Origin of the sequence: Bacteroides sp. D55t1_190419_B8 (genome assembly GCF_015558905.1) — a bacterium.
Lineage (GTDB): Bacteria > Bacteroidota > Bacteroidia > Bacteroidales > Bacteroidaceae > Bacteroides > Bacteroides vicugnae.
Genome location: NZ_JADMOU010000016.1, coordinates 106,489 through 124,497, shown reverse-complemented (window position 1 = coordinate 124,497; position 18,009 = coordinate 106,489). Strand labels below are relative to the sequence as shown.

The window sequence follows — 18,009 nt, the reverse complement described above, 5'->3', positions numbered from 1 at the left end:
TAATAAGTTAATAATCAATCATATAAATAGAATAAAAACAGGAGTGGGATAGTAAAAAATATAATGCGTCTGCCCTGCTTCCTTTCACTAAGGGGATGTCACGTTATAGGGTGACATTTATCACTTTATAAGATGCCATTTATCCTTTTATAAAGTGACAATCGTCACCTTGCAAGGTGACGACTTCCCGACTGCACAAAAATACATTAATCTCTGCACTGAAAGTTCTTAATCATAGTTAGAAAAGAAAGATGGCTTATTACAATTTAAAGAAGAAACCGTCCCTCACCACGAAAGAGGGCGAGACTGAAACGATGTATGCCGACATTGTTTATAGCGGAACAATTACGGCAAAGCAGCTTGTTCGGGCAGTAGCCAAGAGAACCGGATTCAAGGAGGGGATGATAGAAGGGATCCTTTCCGAGTTACGGGACGAAACACTCGACTATCTGGGCGAGGGATTCCGGGTAGAACTGGGAGAGTTTGGATTCTTCTCCGCCAAGGTGACATCCCGTTTGGTGGAGGACAAGAAAGACTTGCGTTCCAACTCCGTTTCTTTCAACGGGGTGAACTTCCGTGCTTCTAAGGAATTCCGGACAGGCGTCCGGGGCGATCTGGAGCGTAGAAAATACATTGACTTTAACACCTCAAGAGAGTGTGACAGGGAAAAGTTGAAACAGTTTGTGCTGCAATATATCCGGCAGCATGGGTTTATAACAAGAACAACGTATACCCAACTCACAGGGCGGCTGAAGAATACCGCGCTCGCTGACCTCAAATCCTTTGCAGCCGAGGGTATTATCAAGAGGGAGGGACGGGGCAATCAGATGCACTTCATTGCGCCGCCACCCAAGGAGCCGGATAGCGAGTTGTGAACTCTGCATGGATCTGTTTAACTTGCGTTCGCGTGTCTAAAACGTACTGTAATCATTCATCTTTAAATGATATTATGGCTGGAAATTTGTATCTTAGCGCCATGTTGGGTTGCTAATCCGGTAACCATATATGTTTGTATAATACTTCTAAAATAAAAAATGATGTTTCAGAAACTTGTAGCTATAGAACCGGTCAGCCTGGTTCCGTCGGCCGAAAAAGCGTTGTATTCATTTGCCGGTCAGGTGGTGATGTATCCTGATATACCCGCGAATGATGATGAAATAATTGTCCGTATCGGAGATGCTGATGCGGTGCTTTTGAGTTATACCTCCCGTATCAACCGGTATGTACTCGAATGTTGTCCGAATGTGAAATACATTGGAATGTGTTGTTCACTCTATTCTCCCGAAAGTGCCAATGTTGATATTCGTTATGCCAATGAACGAGGTATCACGGTAACAGGTATCCGGGATTATGGTGACGAAGGAGTGGTGGAATATGTAGTCAGTGAGTTGGTGCGCTGTTTGCACGGCTTTGGACAGGAACCGTGGGAAGAATTGCCTCGTGAAATCACCGGATTGAAAGTCGGAATAATCGGATTGGGTAAGTCTGGCGGCATGATAGCGGACGCCTTGAAATTCTTTGGTGCTGATATTTCATATTATGCCCGCAGTGAGAAAGAAGCGGCTACTGTCAAAGGATATCGTTTTCTGCCATTGAGGGAACTCCTTTCAGAGAGTGAAGTCATTTGCTGCTGTCTTAATAAAAATACGGTTTTACTGCATGAAGAGGAATTTAAGCAGATGGGTAACCGGAAGATTTTATTCAATACCGGTTTATCACCGGCATGGGATGAGGCTGCTTTTACTGAATGGCTGGAAGGTGACAACCTTTGCTTTTGTGACACGATAGGCGCGTTGGGGGGTGAACAGCTTCTCAATCATCCGCATGTACGTTGTATGCAGGTGTCTACTGGCCGCACGCGTCAGGCGTTTGACCGCCTGAGCGCAAAAGTACTGGCCAATCTGTCAGAATACAATGGGTGAAGCGATATTAATCAGGGTGCTCACTACTGACCACCCTGCAATATCCGATGTAGCACTATAAATGTCTACTACGGCATGCACCTGGTCATTTTTGATTTCTACTCTTTGCGTATCTCCCACAAATCCGGGAGTAGACTGTATGGATACCTGCATGTTCTCCGGACCGACAGAAGCCCGTGAAGCGGCAACTGTAACATTCACTTTGGTTGGAAAGAGGCGAATCGCTTCCGCAGCACTGCCGGAGAAAACGGTACGCTGCTCCGTTTGCAAAGAATCATCATAAACGGGAGTTCCTTTGAGTGCGTTAGGACCTTTTTCATTGAAGAAGCGAGCCGTCGTATTTCCCATCAGGGAGGCAGTTTTTAAAACATCGAATCCACCGGTAGCTCCGGATGCGATATAGACCCGTGTACCATTTGCCTTGGCGGTTTCTGTCACTTCCCGATAGAATGCCTCATCTGCTAAAGCACCGATAGACAAAGTAACGACAGACGTTCCGTTTCTCAATGCCGGCAAAGCCAATTCCCGCATAGCGGCAGGAGAGGCTGATTCTACCAGATAATCAGGCTTTAAAGCCAATAACTCTTCCAATGTGGCGCAAGCAATGCAAGGCTTGCCATGTTGCTGCATTTTATTTACGATGTGTGCTGCTTTTGATGCCGTACGCGAATAGACACCTACCAGATAATAATCTGGTAATAAACCTTTGACAACTGCATCCGCAACGATTTCTGCAAGTCGTCCACATCCTACAATGACTAATCTTTTCATGCAACAAAGATAATACTTTTATTGGTAAGAGCTTCGGCCGGTCTGTAATTACTGGAGGTCTGACAGGATATACTCGTAACTGATGGCAGGTTTCTCATTCAACAGGCGTGTATGCTCTGCGACGAAAGTGTCATAACACTTTTTGGATGCTCCCTTCTGGCCCATCCGGAATAATATCTGGCACTTGATGCGCATCGCTTCTTCATCAAGCGTATCATTAAGCAGCAGGACGTCTGCTATCTGCAATATGAGCTTATTGTTTCCTTTCACATCAGAGGTTTCCAACATTCTAAGCATGAAAGTAGTGACCTGCTTGGTATATTCGTCTTTGAAAGAGTCGAGCCATTCTGTACTGATGGTAGGTGTGAGTGTTCCTCCCGCAGCGAGTTTCAGAATACGCTGTAAGGTAGCGATGTCCACCGTTGCTTTGTCCGGTACTTCCTGCAGGATTTTGCTGATCTCATGATAGTCACAGGTAATGTCGTCACCTATGCTGATAGACCAGTAGCCGCCTTTATAATTAATGGCTATGTCCCCTGTTCTTTCAAGAATAAGCCGTAGTTTCCTGATATTCACATTCCGGGTGTTGGAAGCATTCGCTTTGTTCACGTAATTATAGTACTTCGGAAAAAACTATCAGAAAATAGCAGGAAAGGGTAGAATGTTTTTTGGTATGTATGTTGTGGAATTCTTTTAGTCATGTGCTAAATTTGTTCGTTTAAGGTGAGGAATCTGTTCACCCGACTGAAAAAAACTATTCTCTTAATGTGCTTTTTGGGAACGAATCGTTATTTTTGTATATCACCAAAAAACGAATCATTATCTATTAGATTCAGAGCTCATGAAACACATTCTTACTATTATCCTGCTATCTCTTTATCTCATTATCTCATTAGACGTAAATGCGCAAGACATTGAATTCAGACATTTGTCTACCGCTGACGGATTGACTCATTTCTCTGTAATTTCGCTCTATCAGGATGAGCGGGATTTCATTTGGTGTGGTACACGAAACGGAGTGAGTCTGTATAATGGCAGGGAGTTTAAAGAATATCGATATCATAAAGGAGATACAACCAGTCTTTTTTGTAATACGATTACTGCTATTACCGGTGACCGTGCCGGACATGTTTTCTTGCATACTGTATTGGGTATGGCTTTGTTTGATATGACTTCGGAAAAGTTTTCGGTACTATTTAAAGGAGATGTTTCGGCTATGTTGTATGACGACCGCCTCTATTTTGCGTGCAATAATGTGATATATACATACGATGGTGGGAAGGTAAATCAGTATTATGAACTACCTGACAGGACAAATCAGATTGTGAGTCTGAACAGAAATGACGGTCGGTTATATATAGGTACTGAAAGAAATGGACTTTATCTCCTGTCTGCTGATAATAAACTACAGCATCCTATTCAAAGAGGAAAAATTGGATCAATCTTTAAAGACAGCCGCAAAAGACTTTGGGTTGGCAGCTGGGATTCCGGGCTTTATTTATTTTCAAACGACAGCATTATGCATTATCGTCATCAGGCTAATGAAACCGGCTCAATAAGTTCCGATTTTATTCGCGTTTGTTGTGAAGATAGCCAAGGACATATATGGATAGGTACTTTTAATGGGCTAAACCGTTTTGAAGAGAAGAGTCAAACGTTTGTTAGTTATCTCCGTCGAGAAGAAAAGTCTGGGAATTTATATTATTCGGTTTGGAGTTTGTTATGTGATCATCAAGGTACCCTTTGGATAGGGACATACCACGGAGGATTGTGCTGTATCAATCCGCAAAAAGAAATATTTCACCACTTCCATGCATCCCAACAGGAACAAAAAGGATTAAGTTATTCGACTGTGGGCAAGATGACAGAAGATAACCGGAATAATATTTGGATATGTACTGATGGGGGTGGACTCAATATGTACAATCCCCAGTCGGGTAGCTTTAAATGGTATTTTCATAACGATTCTCGGAATTCTATTTCTCATGATAATACAAGAGCATTTTGGTATGATTCCGATAAAGATGTATTGTGGATAGGAACACATCTCGGTGGATTGAGCCGGTTGGATCTGAAAACGGATGTTTTTACCAATTATTACGCAAAAGAATCGAGAAAAGGAGATTTACGAACGAATATCATATCTACGATCATTCCTTATAAAGGGAAACTCATATTGGCTACCCAAGGTGGTGTGATGCTTTTCGACCCTGCAACAGGCAATTATGAGCAGTTGTTTTCAGGTCCCGACGGAATATCTACCATTCAACGGGTGAATGATCTGTTGATAGATCATCGTGGCATATTATGGATAGTGGGTAGCGACGGTATATACTCCTATCGGTTCGAAGATGGGAAAATGACATATTATCAATCGGATCCGTCGAAACCCGGAACATTATGTAGCCCGCATATTCATACTCTTTACCTTGATAGCCGGCATAATCTGTGGATATGTTCTGCTGATAGTGGCATAGACTTATATAATTATGAAACGGATAGTTTTGAGAACTTTTCCGGTTTGTCTGGAGATTGTGTTTATGGAGTGTGTGAACTTCTTTCGGGTAACCTTCTGGCACTGACTAACAGAGGAATTTCACTGCTGGGAATGAGGGATAAGGAGGGTACTGGGTTAATCGTCCTTAGTGAATGGCCGATGAAAACAATTAATGAAAATTCTGTATTTCAATCTAAAGATAGTACGATATATGTCGGCAGAGTCGATGGGATGATCTCTTTCAAAGAGTCAGATTTGCTGCATCCATCTGTTTTTTTCCATATATTCCCATATCGTTTGCTGGTGAACGGACATGAAATTGAAGTGGGGGATGATACAGGAATATTAAAAGAATCCATCAGCATAGCAAAAAAGATTGTGTTGAAAAGCTCACAGTCTGTATTTACCATAGGTTATGCTGCTTCAAACTATTTGCCTGGTGAACCTGAATATCTAGTGTATCAGTTAAAAGGCTTTTCTGATATTTGGACTCCACTTAGAGATAGTCGGGAGATCACTTATACAAATCTGAAGCCGGGAAATTATACTTTGATAGTGAAGTCAATAGCTCTAACCGGAGATGCGATACCGGAAAGCTCATTGGAGATAGAAATCCTTCCCCCATGGTATCTTACGATATGGGCGTATTTGTTTTATGTGATTTTTGCCGTATTGACTGTTTATTATCTGATACGTGTGTATCATAACAGAATAAAATTGCAGGAGTCGCTCAAGTATGAACGGCAGCATACGCACGACGTCGAAGAATTAAACCAATCGAAACTTCGATTCTTTACGAACGTCTCGCACGAGTTCAGAACTCCGTTGACTCTTATCATTGGGCAGATGGAAACACTTTTGCAGGGCAAACTTCTTTCTCCGCCTGTCTATCAGAAGTTCTTCAGTGTATATAAGAATAGTATTCAACTTAAGGAACTGATTAGTGAATTACTTGATTTCAGAAAACAAGAGCAGGGATATATGAAAATGAAGGTCTGTGAAAACGATATCGCTAGCTTCCTTTTTGAGAATTATCTTCTCTTTAAGGAGTATGCAGATACGAAAGGCATCCAAATGATATTTGAAAAGCCGGACCAGCCTGTGTTTCTTTGGTATAACGCGAAGCAAATGCAGAAAGTAATTAATAATATACTTTCAAATGCTATGAAATATACTTCTTGTGGGGGAGTTGTCACATTATCCGTTTGTGAGGATGGCGATGATGTGTTGATGGAAATTGCAGATAATGGGTGCGGCATAGATGCTCAAGAGATAGACAAAATATTCGATCGATTTTATCAGTCAAACCCGAGCGACTCCGGTACGGGCACGGGAGTGGGATTGGCTCTGACTAAATCAATTGTCGAACTGCATGGCGGTACAATCAGGGCTTCGGGGGCAAAAGGCGAGGGGATGACATTTACGATTCGCCTTAAAAGAGGTAAAGAGCATTTTCTGCCAGAACAACTGGAGGAAGAAACGTCGGATGTTACGGACGGCTATTTGCAGGATTATAATACTGAAGAAATGCCGTTACCACTATTGCTGGATGATGACATGGCAGTTGAAGGTGAAATAATCCAGGAAAAGGAGAATGATTTAAGAATGCTTGTTGTTGAAGACAATAAGCAGCTTAGGGAATTGTTGGTACAGATATTCGCACCTTTCTATTCTGTTGTATCGGCTGAAGATGGGGAAGAAGGATTGGAAAAGGTCAAAGCGGAAACTTTTAATATTATTATTAGTGACATTGTAATGCCAAAACTCTCGGGAATCGATCTCTGTAAAGAGATAAAGAATAATATGGAGACTTGCCACATACCAGTTATTCTATTGACGGCCAGAATGGGAGTGGAACATAATTTGGAAGGATTACGGATTGGAGCCGACGATTATATAACAAAACCGTTTAATGTGCCTATTTTGATTTCCAGATGCAATAATATCGTGAAAAATAGATTAATGCTTCAGGAGAAATTCAGCAAACAGCCATTTGTTGGGGCACAGGTTCTTGCATCTAATCCATTGGATAAGGAGTTTCTGGATGAAGTAATTGAGATTATCGAAAAACACTTGAGTGACAGTAAGTTTAATGTAGATGTCCTTGTGTCCGAGATGCTGATTGGACGTACACGTCTTTTCCATAAGCTAAAAGCCATTACAGGGCAAACCCCTTCCGATTTTATCTCTAATATCCGGCTGAAGAAGGCTGCCTTTTGGCTTAAGAACAATCCAGAATTTAATATCTCGGAAATAGCATACCGGACAGGATATACTTCAGCCAGGTATTTCAGTAAGAGTTTTAAGGAAAAATATGGTCTGATACCTTCTGAATATAGAAAAGAACCATCTGAACCAAATCAGGAAACGGATGTATCTGTATTCGAATAGAAAAAGATTCCTATCTATCTGTCCTGCGCCATATGCGTTAAATGTTCGTTTCTGGTGCCACGTTTGTTCAGACCCTATAAATAGGTGATTTAAGAAGATGTTGCTCTAATTTTGTATATGTAATTTTGAGCAGTGAAATGTTAAACTATAATTTAATAATTATGAGAAAGATGAATTGTATATTGATCTCAATCCTTCTGCTTCTAAGTAGTGGCGGATGTGATAACAAAGACGAAGAAACATCAGGCAAAAGGCCAAGACCGGAAAATGTGGTTTATTCAGAAGTAATCACGCCACCGTCCATAACCCCAATAGATGAAAGTGGCTATAAGACCTATTATGTAGACAGCAAAACCGGTAGTGACGCCAATAACGGCTTGACTCCCGAATCGCCTTTTCAAACGTTGGATAAGGTTTCTGCTATGTCCAAAGAACCCGCTACTAAAGTGTTGTTTAAGAGCGGTGCTGTTTTTAAAGGCTCGCTAACTCTGAAGGACTTGAAAGGTACTCCGGCGAAACCATTCATTGTGGACATATATGGAGGCAGTGAACGTGCCCGTTTCGAAGGGGGCGGAGGAGAACAGGTTGTGTTGATACAAGATGGCAACATTCGTTTTCGGAATATCTTCATTACCAACAAGACTGGTAAACGTGGTATGTACATTAGAGCGATAGAGGCAGGAGCCATAAAAAACATTGAAGTGACAAGTTGCCGTTTCGAAGAAATTAATTGGGCGGGTGATGCTGATTTTGTAGGCGTGAGTCCGACGAGTCTTGATGTTAGAGCTATTTGTTCTGATGGCAATTACAATAAATCGTTTGGCGGTGTTGTTATCGAAACTGTGGCAAAAGAGGCGGGGCCCGGGTGGTATGAAGATATGTTTATTACCAACAATGAATTCTATCAGGTATCACGCACCGGCATCATGTTCATCAATCGCTGGGGAAGTCGCACAGGCGCAGGCGAGGGATATAATGAATATATAGATGATGAACATAATTGGTATCCAAATACTAATGTTGTAGTCCAAGGTAACAGACTTCACTATATCGGTGGTGACGGTATCGTTCTTGGTGGAGCTGACAATTCTTTCCTTGATCATAATGTATGTTACTATGCTAACTTCTTGGGACGTACGGGACAGGCAAGTGTGGGTATTTGGCCTTATTCGAGTCGTAATACTGTAGTACAGTATAATGAATCGGCTTATACACAATGGTGCAATGGTAGTTCGGATGGTGAAGGACTCGATGTAGACATTGCCTGCAAAAATACCATTGTGCAGTATAATTATGTTCACCACAATGTGGGAGGAGGCATACTTTTATGTAATAATGAGACCGAAAATCATGAGGGAACTATCGTCCGCAACAATATATTCCTTTTTAACGGCGGAGCTCAAAAGGGGGCTTTGGCCTCCATCTCGACTAATGTGGGACGTACGGAAATATATAACAATATTGTTATTACTGACAATAAAAACAAACGGGTGTTATTTAGTGACGACTGGGGGAAAAAGGGCAAATCTCACGATATCACTTTCCGTAATAATATCTTTATGTCTACTACACCCACTATAGGCATTTTCGATGATTCATACATAGACAACTGTGTTTTCCTGAATAATCTGTACTACAACTTAGGTAATTTTCAGGCTAATGGAATGGATGCCGCTGCTCTTCTGTACAATCCGGGCATTACCGTACCCAGTGATATGGATGGCTACGATAAAGGAGCTTTCTGCCGCCCTACCGAAGCCAAGGTCTTTCTTGACGGCTTGTTGTTTGACGGTATGTTGAACACTGACTTTGCTGGTAATTCTGCTATTGGAATTGGCTATATGGGCGCATTCGCAGAGTAATTAATAAACTTTATTCTAATATAATATGAAGCAATTATTAAACGTTTTTTTATTCGTAACCATGCTGCTTGGACTGTCGGCATGCGAGAAAGAAGATAAAGACATGTTTATTGTGGAAGGTGAAAGGAATTTTTCCATCACTAAAGAAGGTGATATGATATCGGTGATATTGAGAACTACTCAAGATTACCGGGTCACTTCTGAAAACAATTGGTGTATTATTCTTGCCAAACAACCTATCGGATTTAAGATACAGGTCGATGAAAACACAACGGTAAGAGAAAGGGAAAATAAAATAACTATAGAGTCGAATATTGGCGCTCCTGTGGTCTTGACTGTGAAACAGGAAGCAGGTGAACTTTTCTTCCGAATGGACGATAGCGAAAAGACCAAACAGTTTGCACAGGAGGGTGGCACACAGATCGTTGCACTTCAAACCAATTTGGAAAGTTATGAGGTGGTGGCACCTGCATGGTGTACCATTTCCGAAAAGACAAATGAGGGCTTTAAGATAACGGCAGAAGCCAATTCAGACTTTCGTCGTGAGGAAACGTTATTGGTACGTGCTCAAGGAATGGAGGATATCGGGATTTTGGTGAAGCAGAACGGTGAGCCGCTTTTGAAGAATTCTTACTTCCTTGATGGTAATTTTGAACCGTGGGTAATTGAACGCTCTGCCGAAAATGTCTTCGTTGCAGGTACCTGGATTCCAAGTTCAATCACTGATCCTGAAAAAGGTCGTTATCGGGCTATTAAAGTTGATACGGGCGGGGCTAGCCAAGGTTCCATATTCCAGACTGTAAATGGAATTCTTGATGGTGTTTACACATTGACATTCATTGCACAAGCTGGTGGTTCGAGCACCGATGGAAGTAACCTGTGGCTCGTGATTATCGATAGCGAGGGGAGTGAGACGGTAGAGAGCATCTTTGCAGAAGCTCGTGGCGGATGGAGAACTATCACTCGTTCGCTTACTATCACTGGTGGTAAAGTCTCCATAGGACTCCGTGCTACGCGAGGGAGTGATAAAGGTATATGGTTCCATGCGTTGGGCTTTGTACTCGAATAAACACAATATAAAAAATAGTTAGAATATGAATAATATCAATTCAGATAAAAGGAATGGCTGTGTACATAGCAAGCCTTACCTGTTTACGATTCTATTTTCACTACTATGCCTGTTGCTTCAGACGGGTATGGTATATGCGCAGCAAACTGCCACTGTCGACGGGATAGTGGTAGATGAGGCAGGGGTTCCTATCATTGGAGCTACAGTCAAAGTGAAAAATGAGACCATAGGGACTACTACTGATATGGATGGTAAGTTTTTATTGAAAGCGCCTGTGAAATCAACGCTGGTAGTAACTTATATTGGCTATAGGCAGGCGGAGGCAAAAACCGGCGTGAAAAATTTTCTGCAAATCGTACTTAAAGAAGATATTAACGATTTGGACGAAGTGGTAGTAGTTGGCTACGGTACGCAACGTAGGGGAGATCTTACCGGCTCCATTGCATCTATACGCGGAGAAGAGATTCCTTCAACGGCCACTACTACAGTGGCACAAGCGTTGAAGGGCCAGATTGCCGGTATGAGTTTCAGTCAGACAAGTGACCAACCCGGTGCAAAGGTATCTATACAGATACGTGGAGCGGCTACAAAAGCAGAACCATTGATTGTAATTGATGGAATACCCGTGCAAACCATGTGGGAACCGGATGCGAGTTCCGAACTGGACTATCGCAAGGGTGAAAAAGAGAGTGTACTTGATAATATCAATCCCGACGATATACAGGACATCCAGGTACTTAAAGATGCCAGTGCCACATCTATCTACGGTTCGCGTGCGGCTGGTGGAGTGATTTTGATTACTACCAAAAGAGGGATGGCAGGCAGAACTAACGTATCATTCAAGGCTTCATACACCGGGCAATGGATAGATAAGAAACCGGAGGTGTTTGGTGCGAAAGATTATATGCGACAGGTGAACCGTTACCAGCTTCAACAGTATGTTTACGAGCAGAACTATTATCCATGGGGAAATAAACCGTTGCCATCTGAAGCTGACTTGTTGGCTGAATTCCAGCAGAAATATGCAAGTGAACCCAATAAAGGGTTTATATTCGACCCTGCGGGTATTGATAATTTTCCCGGTGGAACAGATTGGTATGATGAAGTGACCCGTAAGGGGCAAATACAGAAGTATGATCTTTCTGTATCAGGAGGATCTGAAAAGACGGTTTTCCGTGTGTCGTTGAGTCATATGAGTAACAAAGGTATTGCTATTAACAACACCTATGCGCGTACTTCGGGGAGCATGAATATTGACCATACATTCAATAACTGGATTAAGGGAGGTGTGTCGGCTTCGTATTCATCAGTTAATTCTTCGGATGTAGCTCTTGAAGGATCGTCGGGTACTACCGTGCTGTTTCAGGCAGCAAGAGGGTATGATCCTACGGTGCCTGCACGCGATATTGACGGTAACTGGTCTAATCCGGTGATGATGAAAGGAGTAAAGGGTATTAGCCCGCTGTCTATTCTGGATGTGACGATGGATACTCAAAAAGAAAGTTTGCTTACTACTGGATACTTGGAATTGAAACCTGTCAAAGACCTTACTGTTTTAGGAACGTTGGGATATGATCGTAAGTTTGCCAAAACAGGAAGCCATTTTGCATCTACTACCATTCAGGGTGCCGATTACGACGGAATTGCACAGATAAATCGCACGGACCTATCCAATATGTATGTTAACATGAGGGCCACTTACAATAAAGTGTTTGCCGAAGACCATTCTCTGTCGGTGATGTTAGGATGGGAATATCAGCATCAAAATTCCGAGAGTCTGTTGGGCTGGAATACGGGATTTCCTTACGATGGTGTGCTGTGGCATAATCTCGGACTGGGTACTAATGAACGTCCCAAAGTTGGCTCATCTAAAAATACAAGCCAATCGGCCTCATTCCTTGGACGTTTGAACTACTCTTATAAGGGACGCTACCTCCTTACGGCTAATTTCCGTCGCGATGGTTCATCCAACTTTGCGCCCAATAAACAGTGGGGTAACTTCGGTGGTGTAGCTCTTGCATGGCGTATAAGCGATGAAGAGTGGCTTAAAAATATAAATTGGATTTATAATCTTAAGTTACGTGCAGGATATGGTGTGACTGGTAATGCCGGTAGCCTGACAGGTACTTTGACCTATTATAAGTCAGAATCTGCCTATAGTTACTATTTCAACAATAAGCCAAACAGTGGCGTTCGTCTGGCAGTTATCGGAAATCCAAATTTGTCGTGGGAATCACAATATGATAAGAATGTCGGACTTGATTTTGGTTTATTCGATAATCGTTTCGGCGGTAGTATCGATGTGTACGAGCGTACCATTAAAAATCGTATTGGCAATAAATCGCTAATGTCATTTCAGGAGGTAAGGGAGTTGAACTATAATACAAAACGTATTGATAAAACGACGGGGGTGGACCTTACTTTGTATGCTGTACCTATCAGTACTGCTGATTTTGAGTGGAACACCCGGTTTACCTTGACTTATTACCGTGATAAGACAACCAAGCGCGATCCGTCTCAAGTGTTGGATATCCAGGATGCACCGAAATATACATGGAACGATAAGTGGATTCATCTTTCTGACGGCTTGTTACAACCCGGAGAAGTCAATCCCGGACAGTTAGAAACCGATCGTCGAGCCGGTGAGGTGAAGATCAAAGACGTCAATGGCTATCTGCGTGATAAGATGGGTAATAAGATATACGATGAAAACGGCAGACCTATGTATTCCAATATGCCCGATGGAATTATTGATAATGCCGACCTTGTGATGAAATACAATAATACTCCAATCCCGTTCAGTTGGAATAATAATTTCCGTTGGAAAGATTTTGACTTGGGTATCACGATGTATGGTAAGTTTCATCAATGGAAAGGGAACGATAAGAAGACCGGTGCAAATCCGGAGACTCTGCTTTCAGGTGGTAACACATTGGTGTACGTGAAAGATCAGTATAGTTATGATAACCTCGATTCTCAAGTGCCGTCGTTCCGCTTTTGGCAACATGGTGGTGTGGGATATGGTGACTTCTTTGTCGAAAAAGCCTGGTATATTCGAATCGATAATATAACTTTAGGATACACGTTACCCAAGAAGTGGATAAGAGGAGTGCTTAGTTCAGTGCGTTTCTATGCTTCTATGAAAAACATTGCTACTATTACTCCTTACAAAGGGGCGGATCCGGAGTATGATATATACCTTTATCCGAGTACGAGTTCATTCACATTTGGTGTTGATATTAAATTTTAATAGATATGAAAATAGTGAAAAATATTTTTGCGTTGGTTCTTGTCCTGTTAATGTTAGGCAGTTGCACCTTGGAACGAACGTCTTATAACGAGATTTATCCGGAGAACTTTTACCGGAACGAAGAGGATGTGAGCAAGGCGCTTACAGCTCTGTATGTTCCTTTCCGAACAGGATGGGGTAAGTTCTATTGCGCTGACCAGTGGGGGTATGCTGTTATTTCGGATTTCACAACCGGCATGTTGGAAGGTAAATATGCCAATGAGGGATACAACCACTTCTATGAACATTGGTGGCGTGAGAACGGTAGCGACCTTGGTACACAGTTTGCTGGAAAGATATATCCGCAATACAATGAATTGTCTCGAATAAAGAATGCGATACGCAACATCAACAACAGTTCGGTGAGTGATGCGATAAAGAAAAAGGCGATTGCCGAGGCACAATGTCTGTATGGATGGGTAGGATATATTATGTATGACCTCTTTGGTCCTGTCCCTCTCATCACTGATGAGGCACTGGAAGATCCTGAAGCGGAGATTTTTATTCCTCGCCTTTCGGACGAAGAATATACTGCTATTATGATTGAGACTCTCGACGAGGCCAGCCGGGTATTGCCCGATGTACAAACCGACTGGGGTCGTACTTCCAAAGGAATGGCTCTGATGTTGATGCTTAAATTCCATATGATAAATAAGAATTTTGTGGAAGCGGAGAAGGTAGCTCGTCAATTGTATGCTATGGAAAACAGTGGCGTATACACTCTTTTGGGCAATTATGCCTCGGTGTTCGATAAGGCTAATGCAAAAAATAAAGAGATTATTCATGCCATTCCTTGTGGTTCGGGAAATCCTAATTATTGGCTGACACAGGTAATACCTAGTGATTTGGGAGGATTTGAGGCATCGGCATGGGGCACTTTCCTGATGCAATGGAAGTTTTACGACTCCTTTGAAGTAGGCGATGACCGCTTGAATACTATTATTACAGAGTACACAAGGAAAGATGGTGGAGTAGTGAAACGTGGCTCGGGTAATCTTACTCGTGGTTGTATTCCACGAAAACTCGGCGCAGATTCTGAACAGACTGGTTCTGCCGGAACTACCGACTGCATTGTGTTTCGTTATGCTGATGTTTTACTTTCGCTGGCTGAATGCATTAATGAGAACAATGGTAGTCCGACTACCGAAGCTATTGAATTGGTGAACAGGGTACGTAACCGAGTAAACTTGGAACCATTGACTGCCGCTCAAACAGCCAATAAGGAGGCTTTCAATAAAGCAATCTTGAGCGAGCGTTTGCATGAATTCTATTGTGAAGGACTTTCACGCCAAGACCGGGTTCGTCACGGAGTGTTTGTCTCTAACTCACAAGAATTATTTCAGGACAGTCAAAGCGATTGGTATAAAGTACGTTTCCCCATTCCGGCAAAATACATTAATGAATCAGCAGGTGTAGTGAAACAGAATCCGGGTTACGCAGGATAGGAATTAAGGCTGGCTGTAAAGCCAGCCCTTTCCAGCTAACATCAAGAAGAATATAAGCTCTATTAATAAAGAAAATTGATTCGTGATGAGAAAATACAGATTGTTGTTCTTATTGTTTTCCCTGTTTGTGGTATCCTTTGTATATCCGTATTCGCCCAAATTCTCTACTGCCGGGTTTTATCCATTGGAGCATACCGGAAGGCAGGCTTATTCTATGAATGTAGCATGGCGATTCTTTAAAGGAGATGAGGTTAAGGCTGAAGATAAAGAATATGATGACACTAAATGGCAGGTAGTATCTGTTCCTCATGGGATAGAGTATCTTCCTACTGAGGCTAGTGGATGCGTAAATTATCAAGGTGTGGTCTGGTATCGCAAGCATTTCAATCCGGCAGAAGAATGGACTGGAAAGAAAGTGTTCCTTCATTTCGAAGCGATCATGGGAAAGTGTAAGATATGGATAAATGGGAAGTTGAAGACTGAGCATTATGGAGGATATCTACCTGTTATCGTTGATCTTACAGACGATCTTATCTACGGGGAAGACAATGTTATAGCTGTAAAAGTTGATAATAGCAATGACCCTTTATATCCTCACGGTAAGGCACAGGAACTGCTGGATTTTTCTTATTTTGGTGGTATTTATAGAGATTGCTGGCTGGTCACACATAATTGCACATACATCACCGATCCTAATTATGAAAATGAAGTAGCGGGAGGAGGATTGTTTGTGGCCTATGATTATGTCTCGAAACAGCAGGCCACGATAAAACTGAAAACTCACGTTAGAAATGAAGGCACTTCTGTTTTTTTAGGAAAGGTAGTTTACGAACTTGCATTGCCGGATGGGAAGATTGTGGCGACAGCAACAAATAACATTCGTTTGAATAAAAATAAAGCGGGAAGTACAGCTACGGAAATGACCATTTGGTCACCCCGGCTGTGGTCGCCTGAATCTCCCTATTTGTATCATCTTAATGTATATATCAAAGATAATAAAGGAAAGGTAATAGACGGTTACATGCGTCGCATAGGCGTGCGAAGTGTAGAATTTAAGGGAAAAGATGGATTTTGGTTAAATGGAGAACCGTATGAAGGGAAATTGATAGGCACTAACCGCCATCAGGATTTTGCTGTGGTGGGTAATGCACTATCAAATTCTCTCCATTGGCGCGATGCGAAGAAGATACGTGATGCAGGGCTAAAAGTAGTACGTAATGCGCATTATCCGCAAGATCCGGCCTTTATGGATGCATGCGATGAACTGGGGTTATTTGTGATAGTAAATACTCCAGGTTGGCAATTCTGGAATAATGATCCGGTATTTGCCCAAAGAGTATATAACGACATACGCAATATCGTGAGACGCGATCGTAATCATCCTTCGGTATGGATGTGGGAGCCCGTTCTGAATGAAACCCACTATCCTGCAGATTTTGCCGGAAACTCATATCGAGTAGTAAAAGAAGAATATCCTTATTCATATTGCTATGCAGGGTGTGATAGTGGAGCACATGGGAATGAATACTTTGATGTGTTGTTTTCTCATCCTACTGATAATATGAACCCTTCAAAATGTTATTTCACACGTGAATGGGGTGACAATGTGGACGATTGGAATGCACACAATTCTACAAGCCGGGTGCATTTGTCATGGGGGGAGATTCCTCAATTAGTACAGGCGGCACATTATGCCAATCCCCCTTATGATTTCACTTGTTTGGAGAAGTTGAATAGCACTTCGCGGCAACATGTGGGAGGATCTTTTTGGCATTCGTTTGATCATCAGCGTGGTTATCATCCAGACCCTTTCTATGGCGGTATGATGGATGTGTTCAGACAACCCAAATATTCGTACTGGATGTTTATGTCTCAACGTTCGCCACTTCAATCGAATATACTGGCACAAACTGGACCGATGATATTTATAGCTCATGAGATGTCACCGTTCTCTTCTAAAGATGTCACCGTTTATTCTAATTGTGATGAGATTCGTCTGACAGTATTTAAAGATGGGAAACAATATACATATAGAAAAGAAAATCGCTCGGTAGGTATGGCCTCGCCGATTATTACATTCCCAGATGTATTCCATTTCATGGATTACAAAAAACTTTCCCGGGCTCACCGACAGGAAGAAGTCTTTATGTTGGCCGAAGGCTATATTGACGGTAAGCTTGTAGCTACTCATCGACGCTCTCCGGCATTGCGTCCCGAAAAAATAGTGTTGTGGGTTGATGATGAAGGCACAGGGGTCACGGCTAATGGAGCCGATTTGGTCACAGTGGTGGCTGGTATAGCCGATAAAGAAGGAAACATCAAACGACTGAACAATTACTTTGTGAAGTTTGATGTAGAAGGTGAAGCGACAATAGTGGGAGGTGAGGATGTAATGGCAAATCCTCGTCCGGTGGTATGGGGAACCGCACCTGTCTTGCTCCGTTCTACTACCCGTTCCGGAAAGATAAAGGTTACAGCTTCTGTGTTAAAAGAAGGACTGGAAATGCCGTTGAGGGCAGAACTTGTTATCGAGTCGCATAAAGAATCCATACCAATGCTTTGGAATGAGAAAGAATTGATGGAAGGGGAAAAGAAAACAGAAGTCAAGAATCAGGACTTTAATCCTCAAAATAACGAAAAACTGTTGCGAGAAAACGAACTTCTTAAAAGAGAATTGAATCAGTATCGCTTGCGTGCAGTAGAGAATCAGCAGGAAGAATTTGGAGAAAATCCAGTGAAGAAGCCATTGGCGCAATGTGAAGG

Annotated in this window: 9 protein-coding genes and 1 pseudogene; 8 read left to right on the top strand and 2 right to left on the bottom strand. The window is 42.2% G+C overall.

The genetic code is table 11. The annotated features are described in order from the left end of the window. The first annotated feature begins 251 nt into the window (after positions 1 to 251). Positions 252 to 875, top strand: a complete 624-nt coding sequence (locus tag I2I13_RS14800; protein ID WP_195649835.1) for an HU family DNA-binding protein — start codon at positions 252 to 254, stop codon at positions 873 to 875. A 162-nt stretch (positions 876 to 1,037) separates the two neighbouring features. Further along, positions 1,038 to 1,922: a D-isomer specific 2-hydroxyacid dehydrogenase family protein gene (locus I2I13_RS14795; protein WP_195649838.1), complete on the top strand. Its 885-nt coding sequence runs from the start codon at positions 1,038 to 1,040 to the stop codon at positions 1,920 to 1,922. Here the strand turns inward: I2I13_RS14795 and I2I13_RS14790 are convergent. Next, entirely contained in the window at positions 1,905 to 2,693 is a 789-nt protein-coding gene (locus I2I13_RS14790) for an aspartate dehydrogenase domain-containing protein (RefSeq protein ID WP_195649834.1), read from the bottom strand. The genes I2I13_RS14795 and I2I13_RS14790 overlap by 18 nt on opposite strands. Before the next feature lie 48 nt (positions 2,694 to 2,741). After that, complete coding sequence (locus I2I13_RS14785) at positions 2,742 to 3,302, bottom strand: hypothetical protein (RefSeq protein WP_195649833.1); 561 nt, start codon at positions 3,300 to 3,302, stop codon at positions 2,742 to 2,744. Between the two features lie 232 nt (positions 3,303 to 3,534). Between I2I13_RS14785 and I2I13_RS14780 the strand changes: the two genes are divergently transcribed. The 6 genes and pseudogenes from I2I13_RS14780 to I2I13_RS14755 form a co-directional block, all read left to right on the top strand. Continuing rightward, complete coding sequence (locus tag I2I13_RS14780) at positions 3,535 to 7,581, top strand: ATP-binding protein (RefSeq protein ID WP_195649832.1); 4,047 nt, start codon at positions 3,535 to 3,537, stop codon at positions 7,579 to 7,581. Positions 7,582 to 7,742: 161 nt separating this feature from the next. Then, positions 7,743 to 9,443, top strand: coding sequence for a right-handed parallel beta-helix repeat-containing protein (locus tag I2I13_RS14775; protein WP_195649831.1), 1,701 nt, complete (start codon positions 7,743 to 7,745; stop codon positions 9,441 to 9,443). Positions 9,444 to 9,468: 25 nt separating this feature from the next. Then, entirely contained in the window at positions 9,469 to 10,512 is a 1,044-nt protein-coding gene (locus tag I2I13_RS14770; RefSeq protein WP_195649830.1) for a BACON domain-containing protein, read from the top strand. A 25-nt stretch (positions 10,513 to 10,537) separates the two neighbouring features. Then, positions 10,538 to 13,762: a TonB-dependent receptor gene (locus I2I13_RS14765; protein WP_195649829.1), complete on the top strand. Its 3,225-nt coding sequence runs from the start codon at positions 10,538 to 10,540 to the stop codon at positions 13,760 to 13,762. 5 nt (positions 13,763 to 13,767) lie between these two features. Then, complete coding sequence (locus tag I2I13_RS14760) at positions 13,768 to 15,246, top strand: RagB/SusD family nutrient uptake outer membrane protein (protein WP_195649828.1); 1,479 nt, start codon at positions 13,768 to 13,770, stop codon at positions 15,244 to 15,246. Between the two features lie 85 nt (positions 15,247 to 15,331). Further along, a pseudogene (locus I2I13_RS14755) lies at positions 15,332 to 17,974 on the top strand (glycoside hydrolase family 2 TIM barrel-domain containing protein); the annotation flags it as partial. Positions 17,975 to 18,009 lie beyond the last annotated feature (35 nt).